Source organism: Alteromonas sp. D210916BOD_24, from assembly GCF_047159385.1.
Lineage (GTDB): Bacteria > Pseudomonadota > Gammaproteobacteria > Enterobacterales > Alteromonadaceae > Alteromonas.
In genome coordinates this window covers 1,336,142-1,354,637 of the sequence record NZ_AP038333.1, presented here as the reverse complement: position 1 = coordinate 1,354,637, position 18,496 = coordinate 1,336,142, and the positions used below count along the sequence as shown (strand labels likewise).

Sequence of the window (18,496 nt, the reverse complement as noted above, 5' to 3'; positions counted from 1 at the left end):
ATGCGAATGACTAAAGCTTAAGGAAAGCCACCGCCATGGACATCGCCCTCACTAGCGCCTCGCTAGTTTTTATTTTGGTCAGTTTCATTCCTCTCTACCCTTCATCTCACTGGCTAGTAAGGGTGTGGGAATTCCCTCGCCTACAACTTGCAGTAATAATTGCCTTATTATTAGGTTTTCAGTGTTGGTGGCATGCAAGCGGCGATATGCCGACTATCTCTGACGGGATAATTATCACGGGGTTGTTTATCAGCCTTATCTATCAGCTTATTTGGATTTTACCTTATACACCGCTTTATAAAACCGAAGTGGAACGCCTCAGCCCAGAAGGGGTGAAGGATACTATCAGCGTGCTATCGAGTAATGTGTACATGCCAAATAATGATTTTGCTAAATTGATTAGACATGTGCGCCACAAAAGACCAGATTTTCTTGTGACACTGGAGTCGAACGAGAAATGGCAAAGCGGTATTAGTGAAATAGAAAATGACTACCCCTACACTAAGTTTTGCCCTCTGGAAAACCTGTATGGCATGCACCTCTACAGTAAGTACCCTTTTGAAGACGTGACACTGCGGTTTCTCATTGAACAGGATGTACCTTCGATACGCGTGAAGGTGAAGGTAAACGGCCAACAGGTAACGCTACATTTCTTACACCCAAAGCCCCCGAGTCCTACGGAAAACACCTATGCCAAGCCACGAGATGTCGAACTGACATTAATCGGTAGAGAAATAGCCAGCACGCCAGGGCCGGTTATTGTTGCCGGTGATCTTAACGATGTAGCTTGGTCGCCGACCACTCGCAAGTTTAAAAAAATCAGTGGATTATTGGATCCCAGAGAAGGGAGAGGATTTTTTAATACCTTTCACGCGCAATATCCATTAGTAAAATGGCCCCTTGACCACGTGTTTCATTCAGACCACTTTGTACTAATTAACATAGAGAAACTCACCAGCATAGGGTCGGATCACTTTCCTCTTTATACCGAGCTTGGCCTAAAACAGTAAGTGGCTATGCGTGTGATGAAGTTCGCGCTGTGTGCTGATTAACACACCACATGACACTGTTACAGGCGTGTTCCTGTCGCTTAAAATGTGCAAGCCCTACTAGCTTACCTACTCTTGGCCACACTGCTTGATTAAGCAACGCCTGGTCATCACTGGATAGCTTGTCAGCATCCAGTTCAATTTCGATGGCTTTTTTGTTGGGTTTAATAAGTACCGGAGATGCCCCCGTAACCAATGTGCTTTTAACACAAATAAACTCGCGCTTAACCGGGTCGCGCACCACGCCGATGACATCTTCATCACAAATGATCGCAGGCCATCCTTCAGATATTCGGCTTTGGCCAAACATCACCAAAGTAAAAGCCACGAGTACAAATAAGGTTAAGCCAATAAATTGCGCGCTCAGATCAGGCGCGACACTTACTATCACTCCTACTAGTGCAGCAAAAAAGATCCACCCTCCGAATACTCTTCTCATAGCGTTAGGCGAAATGCCTGAAATAACGTCCACTTGCTTGAGCGATTGTTTATCATAATGTCGAATTTCGACAGACGGTTTTACTTCCACGGTGTATCCATCCATTAAGAAAAAGAGGCAAAGCTAATAAAACGCCACCAGCGAATTTAATAACGTCATGTGTACAGATGCAATAGATTTAAATAAAACCCTATACTTAAACCGCACCAAGGGCCAACAAACAAACATTAAACTGTTGATTTTTAATGCATATTATGATTAATAATGCATTGCGAAATAAGTCACACATATATAGTGCGACCTCCCCCCTTCTTTATAACAAAGTAACGACTATTTCAATTTCTGTTTCACGTGAAGTGACTCAAACTATCTCCCATAATCTATTGCAAACTTTTCCAACTCTCTCCATTTTTTACATCTACCCCATGATTAAAGACACAAAAATAAAATACCAAAGCCATTAATATCAACAAGTTATAACACAGGAACAGTCTTTGCTATACGAAAGTATAACGTGCAAAGGGCATGTGTAATTTAACCAAAAGTAAGGGAGGTAGAGTATGCGTTCACCAATTAGTGCGGTCACTATTGTAAAAAACAGAACTGAAAAGCTTTGCAACCTTATTGCTCAACTTGAGAAGTGCGCTCCTGTGCCAGACGAACTTGTCATTGTATGGATGGCTCCCCCATCAGATCTTTCATTGATGAAGAGTGACAAATTCGACATTGTGCACAAATTCACTACGCAACAGGCTCTTCCCATTGCAAAAGCACGTAACAAAGGCATGTTAGCGGCAAAACACCAAAATCTAGTTTATTTAAATGTGGATGCCGTTATTTCCCCCTCTCTTTTCAGAGATGGCCTTTTGGCACTAAAAGATAAGACCGTGGTATTCACCTCAGTGGTATTTCTTCCTCATGAGCGTTGTAACAAGTCTTATTCCCAGATTGCTAAAGACGAGCGTCAAGTTGGCTTTTTGTCGAGTAATGACGACACATTGCCCAATGATGATAACAATGAAATCCCATCAAGAGACAAGGAGTCTACTCATGGAAAGCTTAGTGACGATAGCATTTGTTCTACAGTGTTTTTTATTCGTAAGACAGACTTTCAGAAAACCGGTGGCTTCGATGAAGGCTACACAGGCTTCGGATTAAACGACGAGGACTTTTTCACCAATTGTCGAGCCCTTGGCTTTACACTCGAGCAATTGCCCACTCGCACGTTTGCTCCACATCGACCGAATTACCAATGTCCAGTGCATCACCTTTTAGATTTCGTCAACAATGCACAGCGGTTCTACTCTAAATGGGGTTACTACCCCTGTGTGAATGTCCTTTTTGCCTACGCCAATGAAGGCTATATCAATGCCGACTTCGAAGATGTGGGAATAAAAGTCAAACTGCTCCCTGATGAAGATGAAAATGTCGTTACTGAACCCGCTAACGATGTGACCTTCACTTCATTTCAAGCCGAACACAACCCGAAAGATATACTCAGTTCGACGGCTTAACAGATAGTAAAGGGGGAATGGAATGCCTTTAATAAAGCCAGATTTAACGAGTACACTGTTTGATTTTATCAGTGAGGAGAACTTTCCCTGTGTAGGCGCGAAAACCGCTTACAACAAAAATCAAATTGCTGTACATCAATTCGATGATTTTACCTGTCAGAGCCATGAGACCGATATGCTAGCGGCCATTCACACCTTTGTGGACACTTTTGATATTAAACGGGACATGTATTCTTCGCTCGTGTTTACCTTTGAGCAACCTGACGGTATTAGTGAAAATGAGTTTGATCAGGCGTTGTGGGACAAACTCCAACGTCTGCATGAAGTGGATGCGTGCACAAAACACTGGGATGCTAATGTTTCCAATGATCCTCACAATACAGAATTCAGTCTCAGTCTGGGCGGCAAAGGCTTTTTTGTGGTGGGTCTACATCCCAACGCCAGTCGAAAAAGTCGCCGGTTTGCCCACCCTTCCATTGTGTTTAATCTGCATGAACAATTTGAATTTCTAAGAAAACAGCAACGTTTTGAAGCGCTACGGGAGCATATTAGAAAGCGAGACACGCAGTTTTGTGGCAGCAAAAACGACATGCTAAAAAACCACGGTGATAGTTCGGAAGTCTATCAGTATAGTGGAAAACGACACGCTCCAGATTGGGAATGCCCATTTAAATGCGTCAATCACTAGAACAGCACAGGTACACACATGAGACAAACGATACAGCCTAGAAGTGGCACCGCCTTCACCCTAAAAAAAGGGGAGTATTTGAAGGTTATTGACCCTGAAGGAGAACAAGTCGCAGACCTATACGCGTTTAACGAGCACAACAAAGAGGAATTTATTTCTTCTGGCAGAAGTCTGGACTATAACGAAAGCCTCAAATTTAAAACGGGCAGCAAGCTATATTCAAACCAAAGTAACGTCATGTTTGAAATTGTCGAAGACACGGTAGAAGATCACGATTTCCTACTGACACCTTGCAGTGTAGATACATTCAAACATTTTTACCCTAACGAGGAACCGGTACCCGGTTGTCACGGAAACCTAGTTGCAGCGTTTGCTGAGTTTGATATTCCTGAGCACCATATCGCCACGACCTTCAACACGTTTATGAACGTGGATGTGGACAGCAACGGCAAAATTGCTGTGCTGCCCCCTAAAAGTAAAGCGGGAGACTATACCGTCTTTAAAGCAAAGATGGACATGATAGTAGGGTTAACCGCATGCTCTGCTGGTGAATCAAATAATTTTAGATACAAGCCTATTCAATTTGAAATATTGCCTGCTCACAGTGTTTAACGCTATTTAATATCGCGGTGAGGGTTTTACCTATGCCATCACGTTACGTAACTCAGCAATTCGTGCCCTGTCCCGATGACGTGGGCACGTTAATTGACCAGTCTCGCTGATTTATTGACGAACAGTGATAGGATAATTAAACGTCTTGAGTTTATTCACCAAATAGCGTTCAAACGCCTCTGCCGTCTGCACTTCCTCATCGCGCTGAGGCCATACAGCAAGGATCTTATAATCAAGGGACGTAGCGGGCTTAAACGCCACCAGATGGTCATGCTCACCCTGGGTAACATCGCTTACTTGGTCAAGACGATAAAATACCGCTAAACCCAACACATCACCGTCAGCCAAAATACTTTGGGCCCCCCATGTCGCAACAACGCCCCACTGCCCTTCAGTTGCGTTAATCACGTCCATACCATTGTGAGCAACCAAGCCAGTCACAATGTTGTCTTTTGCTTCAGAAAGGTCAACGTGAATGTGGGTCGTGGGATCAAACGCATCTATTCGATAGTGTGTGGTTACATCCACTGCGTCGGCATGGCTTTCGTCAGTAGCCCAACCTTGGTATTTCACTTCAAATTCGGCACGCAGTAGCGTATTTGAAAGGAGGTTATACTGGGTATTGTCAACGTATTGAAAATGAAGCACACCGGCTTCAGTTTGGCGGCCTAATGCCCCTACTCCCAGTGATTTTCCTACTTTAAGTGCATCGCCACCCCACTCGGACAGTACATGGTAACTGTCATAGCCGTCCTGGCCCACTTGAGGCAACGCAACGGCATCGTTAGTCTTCACAAACACGTCGATGGCATTTCGCCAGTCCAGATACAAGCGATATCCCATTTTGTCAGACTCCCATCCTGGCCCCTCGTAGCGCAGGTAATAGGAATGGTCAGTAAGCTGCGCTGGCGATGTGAAAGTCGGTACTTCCTCAAAAGTAAACCCTTCGGCCTGATACGCTTTCCCTTCCCATTGACCGCCTGTTCGCACAGACAGCTCAGCGTGGGCACGATCTTGCTCACTTAGTACAGACAACGTATCAGCTGGAACGAGAGTGAGCTGCTGGGTGCTTCCCGGCGTCACCGACACCGCAGCTAATAACACATCCTGTGAAGATCCATTTTTAACCCATTCCGATGTCGCATTTTTTAATTTCCAACCGGTAAACGCATCAGGAACTTTAATCTCAACAACCTGCTCACCTTTGCCACCATTTTTGGGATTATCTATTTGCACTGTTGCGCTCTGTTCAGATGGCCCTTGGCTACAACTGACGAGCAAAGGCACTAAAACTAAACTTAACCTTTTAAATTTAAACACTTTTTCGCTCTCCCCTTGGCATTTTACCGATTAACTAATTAACGATATTTTTAAACAATATATTGACAAATGCCACCGGTGGCAATTATTTTAAATTTTGTTAACGTTTTTTTTCAATTTAGTATGTCGAACTATCCGACATTCATCTCATGTAAAGGTAAACCCAATGGTTAACTTCAGCCTCGACGGTAAAACAGCATTAGTCACCGGCGCTAGTCGCGGAATTGGACAGGCTCTGGCCATCGCACTTGCCTCAAGTGGCGCATTTGTTATTTGTGCCAGCTCACGCCCAGGTGGGTGTGAAGGAACACTGGCTAAAATCCGCGAACACGGGGGCGAAGGCACTGCATTGGACGCCGATCTCGGCAACCCTGAGGCCGTGACCTCGCTAGCCAATCAAGCCCTCAAAATAAAAGGGCGTATCGATATTCTTTTGAATAACGGAGGCACCATATTTCGAGCTCCAGCAACAGACTTTCCTTTTAACGAGTGGAAAAATGTGCTGTCGGTCAATGTGGATTCAGCCTTCCTGTTAAGCCAAATAATCGGTAAGCAAATGATTGAACAAGGCGCAGGAAAAATTATCAACATTGCGTCCATGCTAAGTTATTCAGGCGGCATTACCGTCCCTGCCTACACAGCCAGCAAGCACGCCATTGCGGGGTTAACCAAAGCCCTTGCTAACGAATGGGGGCAATACAACGTACAAGTCAATGCCATTGCTCCGGGTTACATCAAAACTGACAATACTCAGGCCCTCCAAGACGACGAAAAGCGCAGTAAAGAAATCTGTGCGCGTATTCCTGCCAATCGCTGGGGAGAGAGTGATGACCTAGCTGGCGCGGCCGTGTTCCTGGCGAGTAGCGCAAGCAATTACGTTAACGGGCATATACTGGCTGTTGATGGTGGTTTTTTGGCCCGCTAAAGCTAGGTAAAGGAGATTTCGAAATGAACAATAAAATTGATACGCGCTATGCCATCGGCCGCAAAGAGGCCAACGCTTACAATACGCAAGAACTGCGGGATGCATTTTTAGTCGACACCCTTATGGCACCGGGTGAAGTCGTATGGATATACACCCATTACGAGCGTTTTATGTTAGGAAGTGCTGTCCCCACATCTGCACCACTCACCTTACAAACCATTGAAGACCAGCTAAAAATGCCCTATTTCACCGCCCGTCGTGAGGTAGGCGCTATTAACATTGGTGGTCCGGGTACAATTACAGTATCTGGTACCAAATACCACCTAGACAATGAAGAGGCACTTTATATTGGCAAGGGAAATGAAGAGGTTATTTTTGCTTCTGATGATGGGTCAAACCCCGCCAAGTTCTACCTTAACTCTGCGCCAGCGCACCACGCATACCCGTGTAAAAAGGTCGGTAGCGCTGAAGCCAATGTGCTTCACATGGGAAGTCAGGAAACGTCTAACCAGAGAGACATCAAACAACTGTTGATCAACACTGTGGTAGAAACCTGCCAATTACAAATGGGGCTAACCCGCCTTTATACCGGTTCCGTCTGGAACACCATGCCTGCCCACCAACACGATCGCCGCAACGAAGTGTACTTTTACTTTGATATGGACTCAGAAAGCCGTGTTTGTCACTTTATGGGGGAACCCCACGAAACACGTCATATTTTTGTGGCCAATGAAGAAGCAGTGGTGTCGCCTCCATGGTCAATTCACTGTGGAGTGGGTACGGGTAGTTATGCGTTTATCTGGGGGATGGCGGGTGAAAACCTCGATTACGATGACATGGACAAATTTCCCCCTTCTCAACTGCGCTAAGCAAAACTAAAAACAGGTGTATTAGTTATGATGCGGCTTTTAAAGCTAGTGATGAGTACCTCAGCGCTTCTGCTATTGTCGGCGTGTTCTCAAAACGAGACAAAGTCAGAAGTTACCGTGTTGCGGTTGGGCCACTCTTTAGACACCCAACATTCCGTTCACAAGGCTATGGAATATCTGGGTGAACGATTAGATTATTATTCTGAAGGCACAATGCGTGTTGTTATCTATCCTAGCAGCCAATTGGGTACTGAACGTGAAATGGTCGAGTTGTTACAAATTGGCTCGTTAGCCATGACTAAGGTGTCGGCAAGTCCTTTGGAAGGCTTCGCGCCAGACATGAAGATTTTTAGTATTCCTTATATCTTCAGAGACAATGAACACTTTTGGCGGGTGCTTAACAGTGACTTGGGTAAGAACCTGTTATCAGGCGTAGAAAACTACCGCTTGAAAGGATTGGGCTATTACGATGCAGGCAGCCGAAGTTTCTATACCAACGATAGACCCATTGAGCGCCCTTCCGATCTCAATGGCCTTAAGATACGAGTACTGAACAGCCCAACGGCAGTGGCGACAGTCAGAGCGTTGGGAGGTGCCGCCACACCGGTTTCTTGGGGTGAGCTATACACGGCCCTTCAACAGGGAGTCGTAGACGGTGCTGAGAACAACCCGCCCAGCTATTACCTTTCTAGGCATTATGAAATAGCCCGCTACTACAGCCTAGATGAACACACCAGCGTTCCTGATGTTATGTTAGCGTCATTGCCGGTTTGGGAAAGCCTCACTGAGCAACAACAAGTCTGGGTAACTCAGGCCATGGAAGACTCAGTTCAGTACCAACGGGAACTTTGGAAAACCTCTACTGAAGAATCATTGGCCAAGGTCAAAGCAGAGGGGGTATCCGTTATTTATCCAGACAAAGCATTGTTTTTAGATGCTGTAAAACCCTTCCATCAAAGTTTTGAAAACACGCCCATTGGCGAGTTGATCACGCAAATAGAAGCGATGTAAAAATGTCGATAATACGAACCATTGATAAGGCGCTAGCCACAGCGTTAATCATTGCGATGATTAGCATTCTACTGACCATCATATGGCAAATAGTGTCACGTTATGTACTTAAAGACCCTGCCTCTATCACAGAGGAACTCTCCCGATTCATACTCATCTGGATTGGCATCTTAGGCGCAGCATATGCCTATCGCCAGCACGCCCATTTGGGATTTAATTTAATTGTAGAACGTCAATCAAGAGCAGTGAGACGCGTGCTTCTGACCGTTGTTGAAGTTGTAGTAATTGTATTTTGTGTTCTGGTCATGGTTTATGGCGGCTCAGAGCTTGTGTTGCTTACTTTGGAACTGGATCAAATTTCTGCAGCACTGGGCCTAAAAATGGGCTTTATTTATAGCGTGTTACCGTTATCTGGTGCACTAATCATTGCCTATGCGTTGGTGAATATTGCATCGCTTTGGCGCGGCAACAGTGAGGAGTCAGCGTAATGGAATTAACCGCGATTGTACTTGTAGGTGTATTTTTTGTTCTGCTTATATTAAACGTTCCTATTTCCATAAGCATTGGCGTATCAACCTTGTTAGCCATGGTAATGAGCATGGACTTAACCCCAGCCACTATCACCATTGCCCAGCGCATGGCGGGCGGACTAAATAGTTTTGCCCTCCTCGCCATTCCCTTTTTTGTGCTATCAGGCCTCATTATGGGACGAGGTGGCATTGCCAAACGACTGATAGAATGCGCGATGGCTTTGATTGGTGCGCTTCCCGGCGGACTTGCGCTGGTTAACGTGGTGTCATGTATGCTATTTGGCGCGATATCTGGCTCGGCAGTTGCCGCCACTTCGGCCATAGGTAGCTTCATGTTACCCGAGATGAAAAAAGCCGGCTACGATCCTAATTTCAGTGCAGCTGTCACCGCAGCAGCGTCAACCACGGGTATGCTCATTCCCCCAAGTAATATTCTTATCGTTTATGCCATTGCGAGCGGCGGAGTGTCTATTGCCGCTTTATTTATGGCAGGTTATATCCCAGGCATAATGGTAGGTTTAGCGCTAATGCTGGTTTGTTTTATCTATGCCAAAATGAAAGGCTATCCACTTTCAGCGCGTTTACCCGTTCGCGTTGTATTTGAAAAGACAATTGCGGCTTTACCCTCGCTCTTCCTGATTTTTCTGGTCATTGGCGGTATCGTAGGCGGCATTTTTACTGCCACAGAAGCAGGGGCTATCGCGGTGGTATATGCGCTACTGCTGGCTGTCGTACTTTACAAAGAAGTGAATGTAAAAGAACTGCCCGACATTTTGCTAAAATCAGCAGAAACTACTGCCATCGTCATGCTTCTGATTGCGGCATCTACCGCGATGTCGTGGTTATTATCTTTCGAAAATATACCGCAGACGTTGAGTAATGCTTTACTGGCAATTAGCGATAACCCGCTGCTGATCCTGTTGCTTATTAATCTACTGCTTATTTTAGTGGGCGCATTTTTAGACATGACGCCGGCAGTACTGATATTTACACCAATATTTCTGCCTGTCGCCCTTGAGCTGGGCATGAGTGAGCTGCAGTTTGGTATTATGTTGGTGCTGAACCTGTCGATTGGCCTTTGCTCTCCACCTGTAGGTGCGGTGCTCTTTATTACCTGTGCCATCGCCAAAACGAAGCTTGAGCATATAATTAAACCATTACTTCCGCTGTATGCGGCCATGTTTGTAGTATTAATGCTAGTGACCTATGTCGCCTGGTTTAGCGAAGCATTACCTGCAGCATTGGGGTTTTAACAGATATAAAGTGAACTATATTAGAGATAGGGTGTGAATCGCCAACACCGAGGCCCCCTATCTCCTTTAAATGACATTTGGATTAGAGCCAGCTAAATAATATGTTAGTATCAAAATAACGACAAAATAGCGCAGAAAAACAGACTATTATGAATAAGCGCCCCACTATCAACGATGTTGCCGCTCTTGCGGGTGTATCAAAGCGAACCGTTTCTCGGGTGATAAACGGTGCCACCAATGTTGGTAAAGCCACTCGTGAGCGTATTGAAGCTGTAATCAAAGAAACAGGCTTCGCACCAGATAAACAGGCCCGAGGGCTCAGCACCAGTCGTACCTATTTAATCGGTCTAATATATGATAACCCAGACGCCTTATATATCGATCAGGTTCAGCGGGGTGTCTTAAGTATCTGTTCACAAAAAGGTTATGAACTAGTCGTCCATCCGTGCAGTTATAATTCCGACGAGTTCGTCGAAGACTGTATCAATTTTGTTCGCCGTTCCAATATCGATGGTGTCATCATTTTGCCACCGGTATCTGAAGCAAAAGCGCTGGCAGACGCCCTACAGCAGAAACACATTAACTATGTGCGTATGGCCTCTCTCGATTTAGACGATCACGACAATATTGTTGTCAGTGATGACAGAGCCGCACTAAGTGATTTGGCGCGTTATATGGTTTCGCTAGGTCACAAAGACATCGGCATCATTTCAGGCCCACAGCAATACTATTCGTCTCAGGAACGTCTTGAGGGTTTTGTAGAAACCCTTAACGATCTCGGTGTTGACGTGCCTGCCTCTAGAATCATTGAAGGTAAGAATTCCTTCGAAAGTGGCATTGAATGCGCACGCCAATTATTGATTCAATCTCCAAGGGTAAAGGCGATTTTCGCCAACAATGATGAAATGGCGGCGGGCGTGCTGAAAGTAGCTCATGAAATGGGGATCACTGTACCCGACGATTTGTCTGTAGCGGGGTTCGATGACAACCTTCTCGCCGCCCGTGTTATACCCGCATTGACCACCGTTCAACGCCCCGTAACCAATATGGCAGCTATCGCCGCACGTAAAATTATTGCACACATTGAAGGCAGTAAAGTAAACGAAACTGAGGCTTATTTGGTTAAACCTCACTTGATCATCAGAGATTCAATTAAAAAAGTATAGTTTTTTTGTAATCAAGTGTTGCTTACAAGCACTTTTCGACCTATTATGCCACCGGTGGCATAAATAATGTCATTATTTAATATTTTGTAAACATGACGTAAACGTCATACATGAACTGGCAAAAAGCAGGATTTGCAATGGACGTTAAAACTCAATTGGTAAAGGTGCATAACAATGACAACGTAGCAGTTGCTACCTGCCCTCTTGAAGCAAATACGTTTTCGTCCACCTTTCAGATTACTGTGAACCAAGTTGTCCCTGCCGGACACAAAGTTGCATTAGCTGACATTGCTGTTGGTGAGGCTGTGATCAAGTATGGTTTTCACATTGGCGAAGCAACTGCACCAATCAAAGCCGGTGATCATGTTCACAGTCACAACGTAAGAACCAAACTCAAAGGTGGTGAGCAGTACCACTACTCCCCCATCGCCTCAACCGCAAAAGTGAATACCACGCCTTTAGAATTTATGGGCTATCGCCGGGAGAATGGCAAGGTTGGCATTAGAAACGAGGTTTGGATAATAAACACCGTTGGTTGCGTCAACCGCACCGCAGAAAGAATTGCCAATGAGTGCAGTAGACGTTTTGCTTCGGAATGTGATGGATTCCGCGCCTTTACCCACCCTTTTGGTTGTTCACAACTGGGTGATGATTTAGACGACACACGAACCATTTTGGCGTCACTGGCCTCACACCCAAACGCGGGTGCTGTACTTATCGTTGGATTGGGTTGTGAGAATAACCAGCTTAAAAGTTTACTCCCTCACGTGGATAAACCCGAAGCACGCATCCGTTACTACAATGCTCAGGAAGTCACTGACGAGTTAGAAGAAGGTATAAACGCTGTCTACGACCTACTGAAAGTTATGCAGCAAGATAAACGCCAGCCAATTAATGCCAGCGAATTAACCCTTGGAATGAAGTGCGGCGGTAGTGATGCTTTTAGTGGAATTACCGCCAACCCCACGGTTGGGCGCGTTACCGACCTGATGTGTAATCTTGGTGGTTCAGTTATTCTGACAGAAACGCCAGAAATGTTTGGCGCTGAACAGCTTTTAATGAATCGCGCCAAAAATCGTACAGTATTTGAAGATCTTAAATCCCTAATAAACGAATTTAAAGATTACTTTATTGCGCACAATCAGCCTATTTATGAAAACCCATCACCGGGTAATAAGGCAGGAGGCCTGACTACGCTGGAGGAAAAATCCCTAGGTGCGGTTCAAAAAGGCGGTACGTCAATCGTACAATCTATTTTGCAATACGGTGAGCCCAAGCAAGACAAAGGCTTGAGCTTGCTACAGGCTCCCGGCAATGACGCGGTCAGTTCCACTGCCCTTGCGGCATCCGGTGCCCATATCGTTTTATTCACCACAGGCCGTGGTACTCCCCTCGGCTTCCCTGTACCCACAATAAAGATATCGTCAAATTCAGATATCGCTAATAAGAAGCCACATTGGATAGATTTCAACGCCGGACAGGTTTTGGAAGGCATGTCTATCGATAAGTGTGCCGAAGCGCTACTTCATCATTGTTTGGCAGTAGCATCTGGTCAACAAACCTGCAACGAGAAAAATGGCAGTCACGAAATTGCTATTTGGAAACGTGGCGTCACCCTCTAAAAGAGAGCCTTATGGAATCGATATTACTACACGAAGATAGACTTTTTCCTGCGGATACAGCAACGCGTAATGTTGCTCGTGCGCTATACAAGGAAATTCGCGATCTCCCTATAATAAGTCCGCATGGCCATACTGACCCCCGCTGGTTTGCTGAAAATAATAATTTCACCAATGCTACCGAGTTATTTATCACTCCTGACCACTACGTGTTCAGAATGCTCTACAGCCAGGGTATCAAGTTAACTGACATCGGCGTTCCTCGCTGGGACGGTGGTGAAACTGAACAGAACCCTCGTAAAATATGGCAATTGCTTGCTGACAACTATCATTTGTTTGCCGCAACACCATCGCGCCTATGGCTCGATACGGTATTTCATGATGTATTCGGACTTACTGACATGCTTTGCACTGACAATGCGACACAGTATTACGATCATATTACCGCACAACTACAAGGTGAAGGGTTTAAACCCAGAGCGTTGATGGACAGGTTTAATATTGAAGTGATTGCCACTACAGAAGGGGCACTTAATAACCTGGAACATCACGCGGCTATCAAAGACACGCCTTGGAGTAAGCGAGTTATCACCACATTCCGTCCAGATGATGTGGTGGATGCCTCTCGTGAAGACATAGTACAAAATATCGCAAAATTGGGTGAACTTACCGGTGAAGATACCTCAAACTGGAAAGGTTACTTAAATGCAATTCGTGTAAGACGCGCCGTATTTCGCGAACACGGTGCCACAGCCACCGATCACGGTCACCCTACCGCCAATACTGCTGATTTAAGCAAAACAGAGTGTATTGCGCTTTTTGATAAAGTAATAAGTGGCAAGAGCACTGAGGAAGAGCAGGAACTATTCCGCGCGCAGATGTTGACGGAGCTTGCTGGTATGAGTGTGGAAGATGGCATGGTCATGCAGATCCACCCAGGCTCATTTAGAAATCACAACAAACAACTGTTTACCCAATTTGGTCGCGACAAAGGCCATGATATTCCAATGCAAACTGACTTCGTGCGTGCCCTTCGCCCACTTTTAGGTAAGTATGGCAATGAGCCTAACTTAGATATCATTTTGTTTACGTTAGATGAAACCACATACAGTCGCGAACTCGCACCTTTGGCAGGTCATTATCCATGTTTGAAATTGGGTCCAGCATGGTGGTTCCACGACAGCCCTGAAGGTATGCTGCGCTTTAGACATCAGGTAACTGAGACCGCTGGCTTCTTTAATACTGTAGGCTTTAATGACGACACCCGTGCCTTTTTGTCTATTCCAGCACGTCATGATGTGGCACGTCGAATCGATTGTCGTTTCCTTGCACAACTTGTCGTAGAGCACCGTATTAGTGAAACGGAAGCTGCCAGCATTGCTCGCAAACTGACTTATGACTTCGCTAAGCAAGCGTATAAGTTGGGCTAAAAATGAACAAGCAATTATCAATCTCGACACTGCCATTACTTGGCAGTGGCGTCCACACGCCCCAATATGACTTAGCCACTACTGAGTGTGGTATTGTGCATATCGGGCCGGGCGCCTTCCATCGCGCCCACCAGGCTTATTATACTGAAAAAGCGCTGGCCTATGGCGGTGACTGGCGTATTCACGGTGTGTCTATGCGCAGTGGAACGCTTAAAAAGGCACTTGCCAACCAAGACAATTTATATGCGTTATGCGTGGTAGACAACGAACCTGAGACCCATGTCATTGGCGCCATCAAAACCCTTTCTACCCTCGCAGAAGACCGCGACGAGGTCATTGCTGCACTGGCCAGTAAAAAGACCAAAATAGTAACGCTTACCGTTACAGAGAAAGGCTATTGCCTTAATGCACAAGGTCATCTGGACACCGAGCACGCTGACATTAAGGCTGACTTGGTAGATCCAGATACCCCCATCAGCGCAGTGGGTCTTTTGGTAAAGGCACTTAAACTGCGCAAGCAAGCTGGGTATGCTGATATAACTATCATCAGTTGCGACAATGTATCTGACAACGGTAAAAAACTGCAAAAAGCCGTTACCGAGTTTGCAACTAAAACCGATGAAACATTGGGCCAGTGGATAGCTGAAAACATCGCGTTTCCCTGTACTATGGTAGACAGCATCACACCGGCAACAGATGACAGTTTTAAAGCTCAGGTTTCCACCACGCTGGGGTTAGATGATAATTGGCCAATACAGCGAGAGGCCTTTACGCAGTGGGTTATCGAAGATACGTTTTCTGGCCCTCGCCCTCAATGGGACAAAGTCGGTGTTACGTTTACGCGAGACGTTAGCTTTTTTGAAAAAGCCAAGTTACGAATTTTAAACGGTACCCATTCTACTCTCGCCTATGTAGGCACATTATTTGGAAAAGAAACCGTTTATCAGGCTATTAGCACACCGGCTATTAAGCAGCTAATCGCTAATTTGTTAAGCGAAGAAATTGTACCGTCTCTCGGTGAGTCAAGTGGTTTTGATTTAAACCAATACGCTCAAGACATCGTGAAGCGATACGAGAACCAACATATCCGTCATCTGCTTTCACAAATAGCATGGGACGGTTCACAAAAGATCCCTTTTAGGTTGCTCGATACCATTCGCGACAATATCAAAGCGAAACGCAGTATCAACTTATTATGTACGGGCGTCGCGGCGTGGTGTTTATTTGTGAACAACAAAGCTGCTCGCAATGAAACTATCACAGACCCACTGGATACCTTGTTGACAGATTTGGCAAAGTCGGTTGAATTTGAACCGCAAGCACTGGCTAAAAAGCTTCTGGCGTTAGATACCATGTTTGCAGAGTTATCGGTCAACGAATCATTTAAGCGCACAGTACTGGATAAAGTGGACAAACTGCTTGCAATTGAAAAGCAATTCGCCCGCGAACAAGACACGCAAGAACGCGTCAGTTTGTTCGACGTTTTAAAAGGAGACGCCTGATGCAAAGTACGTTTTCCCTGTTACAAGGCGCCCCATTGCTACCTATCATTCAACCCAATTCCGTTGAAGAAGGACTGCATCTTGCCGAAGCTATAGCGAACAGTGGCTTGAGAAATATTGAAGTGGTTAAGCGCAGCGACGCCGCGTTTGAGGCTTTATCGGCGATTAGACAACGCTTTCCTGAGTTGTTAGTCGGCATGGGGACATTGTTAAACAGAAACCATGTTTTTGAAGCGTTGGATGCAGGCGCGCAGTTTTTAATCACGCCGACCCTTTCTGAGATATTACTGGATGCCTTAATTGCATCTGGAGCCCCTTTTCTACCTGGCGTGGCAAGTCCTTCTGACGTGCTTATGGCACATCAGAAAGGCGTAAGAGAAATGAAATTTTTCCCTGCCCACTTAAGCGGTGGGGCGCCATTTTTAAAAGCGTTAGGTAGTGTATTTAGCGATGTCAGCTTTTGCCCTACTGGTGGTATTAATGGCGAAAATGCCCATGAATATCTCGCCCTGAGTAACGTTAAAGCCGTGGGTGGTACCTGGATGATACCGGCCAGTGCGATAAAAGCGAAAGACTGGAGTAGCATTACGCAAGCATGTCAACGCAGTCTAACCCTGTTCCAAGAGGTAGCAGCATGAAACGGATCGTCATTTTTGGAGAATGCATGGTAGAACTGCGCAGCCAACAAGCCGATACCATGGCGAAGAGCTTCGCGGGTGATACTTATAACACCGCGGTTTACATTAAGCGTTGCTTACCGGCCTTTTCGGTAAGCTATTTAACCGCCATTGGCGCAGACTTTCTCAGTGACGAACTACTCTTAACCATGGGAGAACACGAGATAAACACCGATCTCGTGTTTCGCTCTACTTCACAAAACCTTGGTTTGTATATGATCCGCAACGACAATCAAGGTGAGCGTACTTTTGCGTATTGGCGTGCACAATCAGCGGCCACGCAAACTATTAACTTGTTAGCCGACACAGAGTTCGAATGCGACTGGTTTTATTTTAGCGGCATCTCATTGGCCATTCTAGACGATGAGCAGCGCCATAAGCTCTTCGCCTTAGTCGAAAAACTCAAGGCTAGCGGCTGTAAAATTGCTTTCGACCCCAATTATCGCGCCCGCTTATGGGACAGTCAGGAAGAAGCGCAATTTTGGACCGATAAAGGCTATGGAGTCAGTGACCTCGCGTTTCCTGGCGCTGACGATCATCTCATGCTTTTCGGTCACACTAATGCTGATGACATCTTTAGCTATTTAGCTGACAAAAATATTGATGAAGTAGTGATGAAAAACGGTGCTATTGGTGTGCACATACTAAGACAACACGAGCAATGTATAGTGCCTGTTGAACGAGTAACCAATGTAGTCGATACCACTGCAGCTGGTGATGCATTTAATGCGGGTTATATGGCAGCGAGGCTTGCAGGCAAAAAGCCTGTTGAAAGTGCCAGCTACGGTGCGAAGGTAGCGGCTACAGTGATCACCTACCCTGGCGCAATCATTTCAAAAGACGCATTCGAAAGCCACATTCCGTCGCTATAGGCAGTCCGTTGCTCTGGGCATTCCGTCACTATCGGCAGTCCTTTGCTCTGGGCATTCTATCGCTCTGGGCACTCTATCGATCTGGGCATTCTATCGCTCTGGGCAGTCCATTGCTATAGACAGTATGTGGCTATCAATACGCTTCTTCTACAGATGATGAGCACTGGTTACAGGCTATCTCGGTAAATATACTGACTTAATGGATGGCCTGACGTTACTATCTCTCTGACGAATAGCTGAGCCACCTTAGCCGCGCCAACGACGTTCAAATGGGTATTGTCAGTTTTGCCTTGCGGGTAGCGTGCATACAGATCTGCAGGCACTTTTATAAAATAATCGTTACTTTTCTTTTCACCTATTGTTTCTAAAAACTCACACGTAACATTATTCATTGGTACAAAAGGTACCGCATTTTTTTCAGCAACTTTCCTTGCTGCCAACGCATAGTCGGTTAAAGTCCTTTTCAATTGGCCTTGTTCATCGAAGTGTCGACGGCAGATACTGCTGGCGATGAGCACGTGTGCGCCTTTAGCATTTACGTCAGTGATAAAACTATCCAAATATCGTGGGTATGCTTCTTCTGCATCCGCATAGCGCACAGGGTCGCTTTGTTTTTGATCGTTGTGACCAAACTGAATAACCACAAAATCGCCTTGGGAGAGTTCAGACAGCAGTACTTGCCATCGCCCTTCATCAGCGAACCTTTTAGTGCTTCTGCCATTAGCCGCATGATTTTTCACTTTGAGTGTGGGCAATAAGAACTCAGGTAATAGTTGCCCCCATCCCCTTTCCGGATAAGACAACATCGGTTTATCCGACATGGTGGAATCTCCCACCAAATGCAACGTAACTGGCTTAGTGTAACTGTTAGCAGAAGCTAATGAGGTTGCCATGCCCCCATTGCTCACTAGCAAAGATAACGTAATGAGCAAACCTGAAAACAAACGTTGAAATGATAATGTCACTACTTTTACTCCTAAAAAAAAGGCCATCTTTACGATGGCCAACACACCCGTTATC

General features: G+C 45.7%; 18 protein-coding genes. 15 read left to right on the top strand and 3 right to left on the bottom strand.

Translation table 11 applies throughout. The features are described from left to right. Window positions 1-35 precede the first annotated feature (35 nt). On the top strand, window positions 36-1,010 hold the full coding sequence (locus tag ACMCM8_RS05895; protein ID WP_412726414.1) for an endonuclease/exonuclease/phosphatase family protein: 975 nt from the start codon (window positions 36-38) through the stop codon (window positions 1,008-1,010). 4 nt (window positions 1,011-1,014) lie between these two features. Here ACMCM8_RS05895 and ACMCM8_RS05890 read toward each other — a convergent pair whose 3' ends face one another. Beyond that, the gene (locus ACMCM8_RS05890; RefSeq protein WP_412726412.1) at window positions 1,015-1,578 is read right to left on the bottom strand and encodes a hypothetical protein; all 564 of its coding nucleotides are present in this window, start codon (window positions 1,576-1,578) and stop codon (window positions 1,015-1,017) included. Window positions 1,579-2,048: 470 nt separating this feature from the next. On the opposite strand from ACMCM8_RS05890, the gene ACMCM8_RS05885 reads away from it, so the two are divergent. From ACMCM8_RS05885 to ACMCM8_RS05875, 3 genes are read left to right on the top strand one after another with little or no spacing between them, the layout of a single operon-like run. After that, complete coding sequence (locus ACMCM8_RS05885; protein WP_412726410.1) at window positions 2,049-3,002, top strand: glycosyltransferase family 2 protein; 954 nt, start codon at window positions 2,049-2,051, stop codon at window positions 3,000-3,002. 22 nt (window positions 3,003-3,024) lie between these two features. Beyond that, window positions 3,025-3,690 (top strand): guanitoxin biosynthesis heme-dependent pre-guanitoxin N-hydroxylase GntA, encoded by a 666-nt coding sequence (gene gntA / locus ACMCM8_RS05880; protein WP_412726408.1) that lies wholly within the window; start codon window positions 3,025-3,027, stop codon window positions 3,688-3,690. Between the two features lie 18 nt (window positions 3,691-3,708). Next, window positions 3,709-4,302, top strand: coding sequence for a DUF1989 domain-containing protein (locus ACMCM8_RS05875; RefSeq protein WP_412726406.1), 594 nt, complete (start codon window positions 3,709-3,711; stop codon window positions 4,300-4,302). Between the two features lie 111 nt (window positions 4,303-4,413). Here the strand turns inward: ACMCM8_RS05875 and ACMCM8_RS05870 are convergent, their stop codons facing one another. Continuing rightward, entirely contained in the window at window positions 4,414-5,538 is a 1,125-nt protein-coding gene (locus tag ACMCM8_RS05870; protein ID WP_412726404.1) for a DUF4861 family protein, read from the bottom strand. 250 nt (window positions 5,539-5,788) lie between these two features. Between ACMCM8_RS05870 and ACMCM8_RS05865 the strand changes: the two genes are divergently transcribed. The 11 genes from ACMCM8_RS05865 to ACMCM8_RS05815 all read left to right on the top strand — a co-directional run bounded on the left by ACMCM8_RS05865 (window position 5,789) and on the right by ACMCM8_RS05815 (window position 17,476). Then, window positions 5,789-6,547, top strand: coding sequence for an SDR family oxidoreductase (locus ACMCM8_RS05865; RefSeq protein WP_412726402.1), 759 nt, complete (start codon window positions 5,789-5,791; stop codon window positions 6,545-6,547). A gap of 23 nt (window positions 6,548-6,570) precedes the next feature. After that, the gene (gene kduI, locus ACMCM8_RS05860) at window positions 6,571-7,416 is read left to right on the top strand and encodes a 5-dehydro-4-deoxy-D-glucuronate isomerase (protein ID WP_412726400.1); all 846 of its coding nucleotides are present in this window, start codon (window positions 6,571-6,573) and stop codon (window positions 7,414-7,416) included. Between the two features lie 27 nt (window positions 7,417-7,443). Further along, the gene (locus ACMCM8_RS05855) at window positions 7,444-8,427 is read left to right on the top strand and encodes a TRAP transporter substrate-binding protein (RefSeq protein ID WP_412726398.1); all 984 of its coding nucleotides are present in this window, start codon (window positions 7,444-7,446) and stop codon (window positions 8,425-8,427) included. Window positions 8,428-8,429: 2 nt separating this feature from the next. Then, window positions 8,430-8,915, top strand: a complete 486-nt coding sequence (locus ACMCM8_RS05850) for a TRAP transporter small permease (RefSeq protein ID WP_412726396.1) — start codon at window positions 8,430-8,432, stop codon at window positions 8,913-8,915. Continuing rightward, window positions 8,915-10,210: a TRAP transporter large permease gene (locus ACMCM8_RS05845; RefSeq protein ID WP_412726394.1), complete on the top strand. Its 1,296-nt coding sequence runs from the start codon at window positions 8,915-8,917 to the stop codon at window positions 10,208-10,210. Before ACMCM8_RS05850 ends, ACMCM8_RS05845 begins: the two co-directional genes overlap by 1 nt. Before the next feature lie 149 nt (window positions 10,211-10,359). After that, a complete protein-coding gene (locus tag ACMCM8_RS05840) occupies window positions 10,360-11,376 on the top strand; it encodes a LacI family DNA-binding transcriptional regulator (RefSeq protein ID WP_412726392.1) in 1,017 nt (338 codons plus the stop codon). 137 nt (window positions 11,377-11,513) lie between these two features. Next, window positions 11,514-12,998: a UxaA family hydrolase gene (locus tag ACMCM8_RS05835; RefSeq protein ID WP_412726390.1), complete on the top strand. Its 1,485-nt coding sequence runs from the start codon at window positions 11,514-11,516 to the stop codon at window positions 12,996-12,998. 11 nt (window positions 12,999-13,009) lie between these two features. Beyond that, entirely contained in the window at window positions 13,010-14,425 is a 1,416-nt protein-coding gene (uxaC, locus tag ACMCM8_RS05830; RefSeq protein WP_412726388.1) for a glucuronate isomerase, read from the top strand. A gap of 2 nt (window positions 14,426-14,427) precedes the next feature. Further along, the gene (locus ACMCM8_RS05825; RefSeq protein WP_412726386.1) at window positions 14,428-15,927 is read left to right on the top strand and encodes a mannitol dehydrogenase family protein; all 1,500 of its coding nucleotides are present in this window, start codon (window positions 14,428-14,430) and stop codon (window positions 15,925-15,927) included. Continuing rightward, window positions 15,927-16,565, top strand: coding sequence for a bifunctional 4-hydroxy-2-oxoglutarate aldolase/2-dehydro-3-deoxy-phosphogluconate aldolase (gene eda / locus ACMCM8_RS05820; RefSeq protein ID WP_412726384.1), 639 nt, complete (start codon window positions 15,927-15,929; stop codon window positions 16,563-16,565). The genes ACMCM8_RS05825 and eda overlap by 1 nt, the downstream gene beginning before the upstream one ends. Beyond that, window positions 16,562-17,476, top strand: coding sequence for a sugar kinase (locus tag ACMCM8_RS05815; RefSeq protein WP_412726382.1), 915 nt, complete (start codon window positions 16,562-16,564; stop codon window positions 17,474-17,476). Before eda ends, ACMCM8_RS05815 begins: the two co-directional genes overlap by 4 nt. A gap of 167 nt (window positions 17,477-17,643) precedes the next feature. On the opposite strand, the gene ACMCM8_RS05810 is transcribed toward ACMCM8_RS05815, so the two are convergent. Beyond that, the gene (locus ACMCM8_RS05810; protein WP_412726380.1) at window positions 17,644-18,441 is read right to left on the bottom strand and encodes a rhamnogalacturonan acetylesterase; all 798 of its coding nucleotides are present in this window, start codon (window positions 18,439-18,441) and stop codon (window positions 17,644-17,646) included. Window positions 18,442-18,496 lie beyond the last annotated feature (55 nt).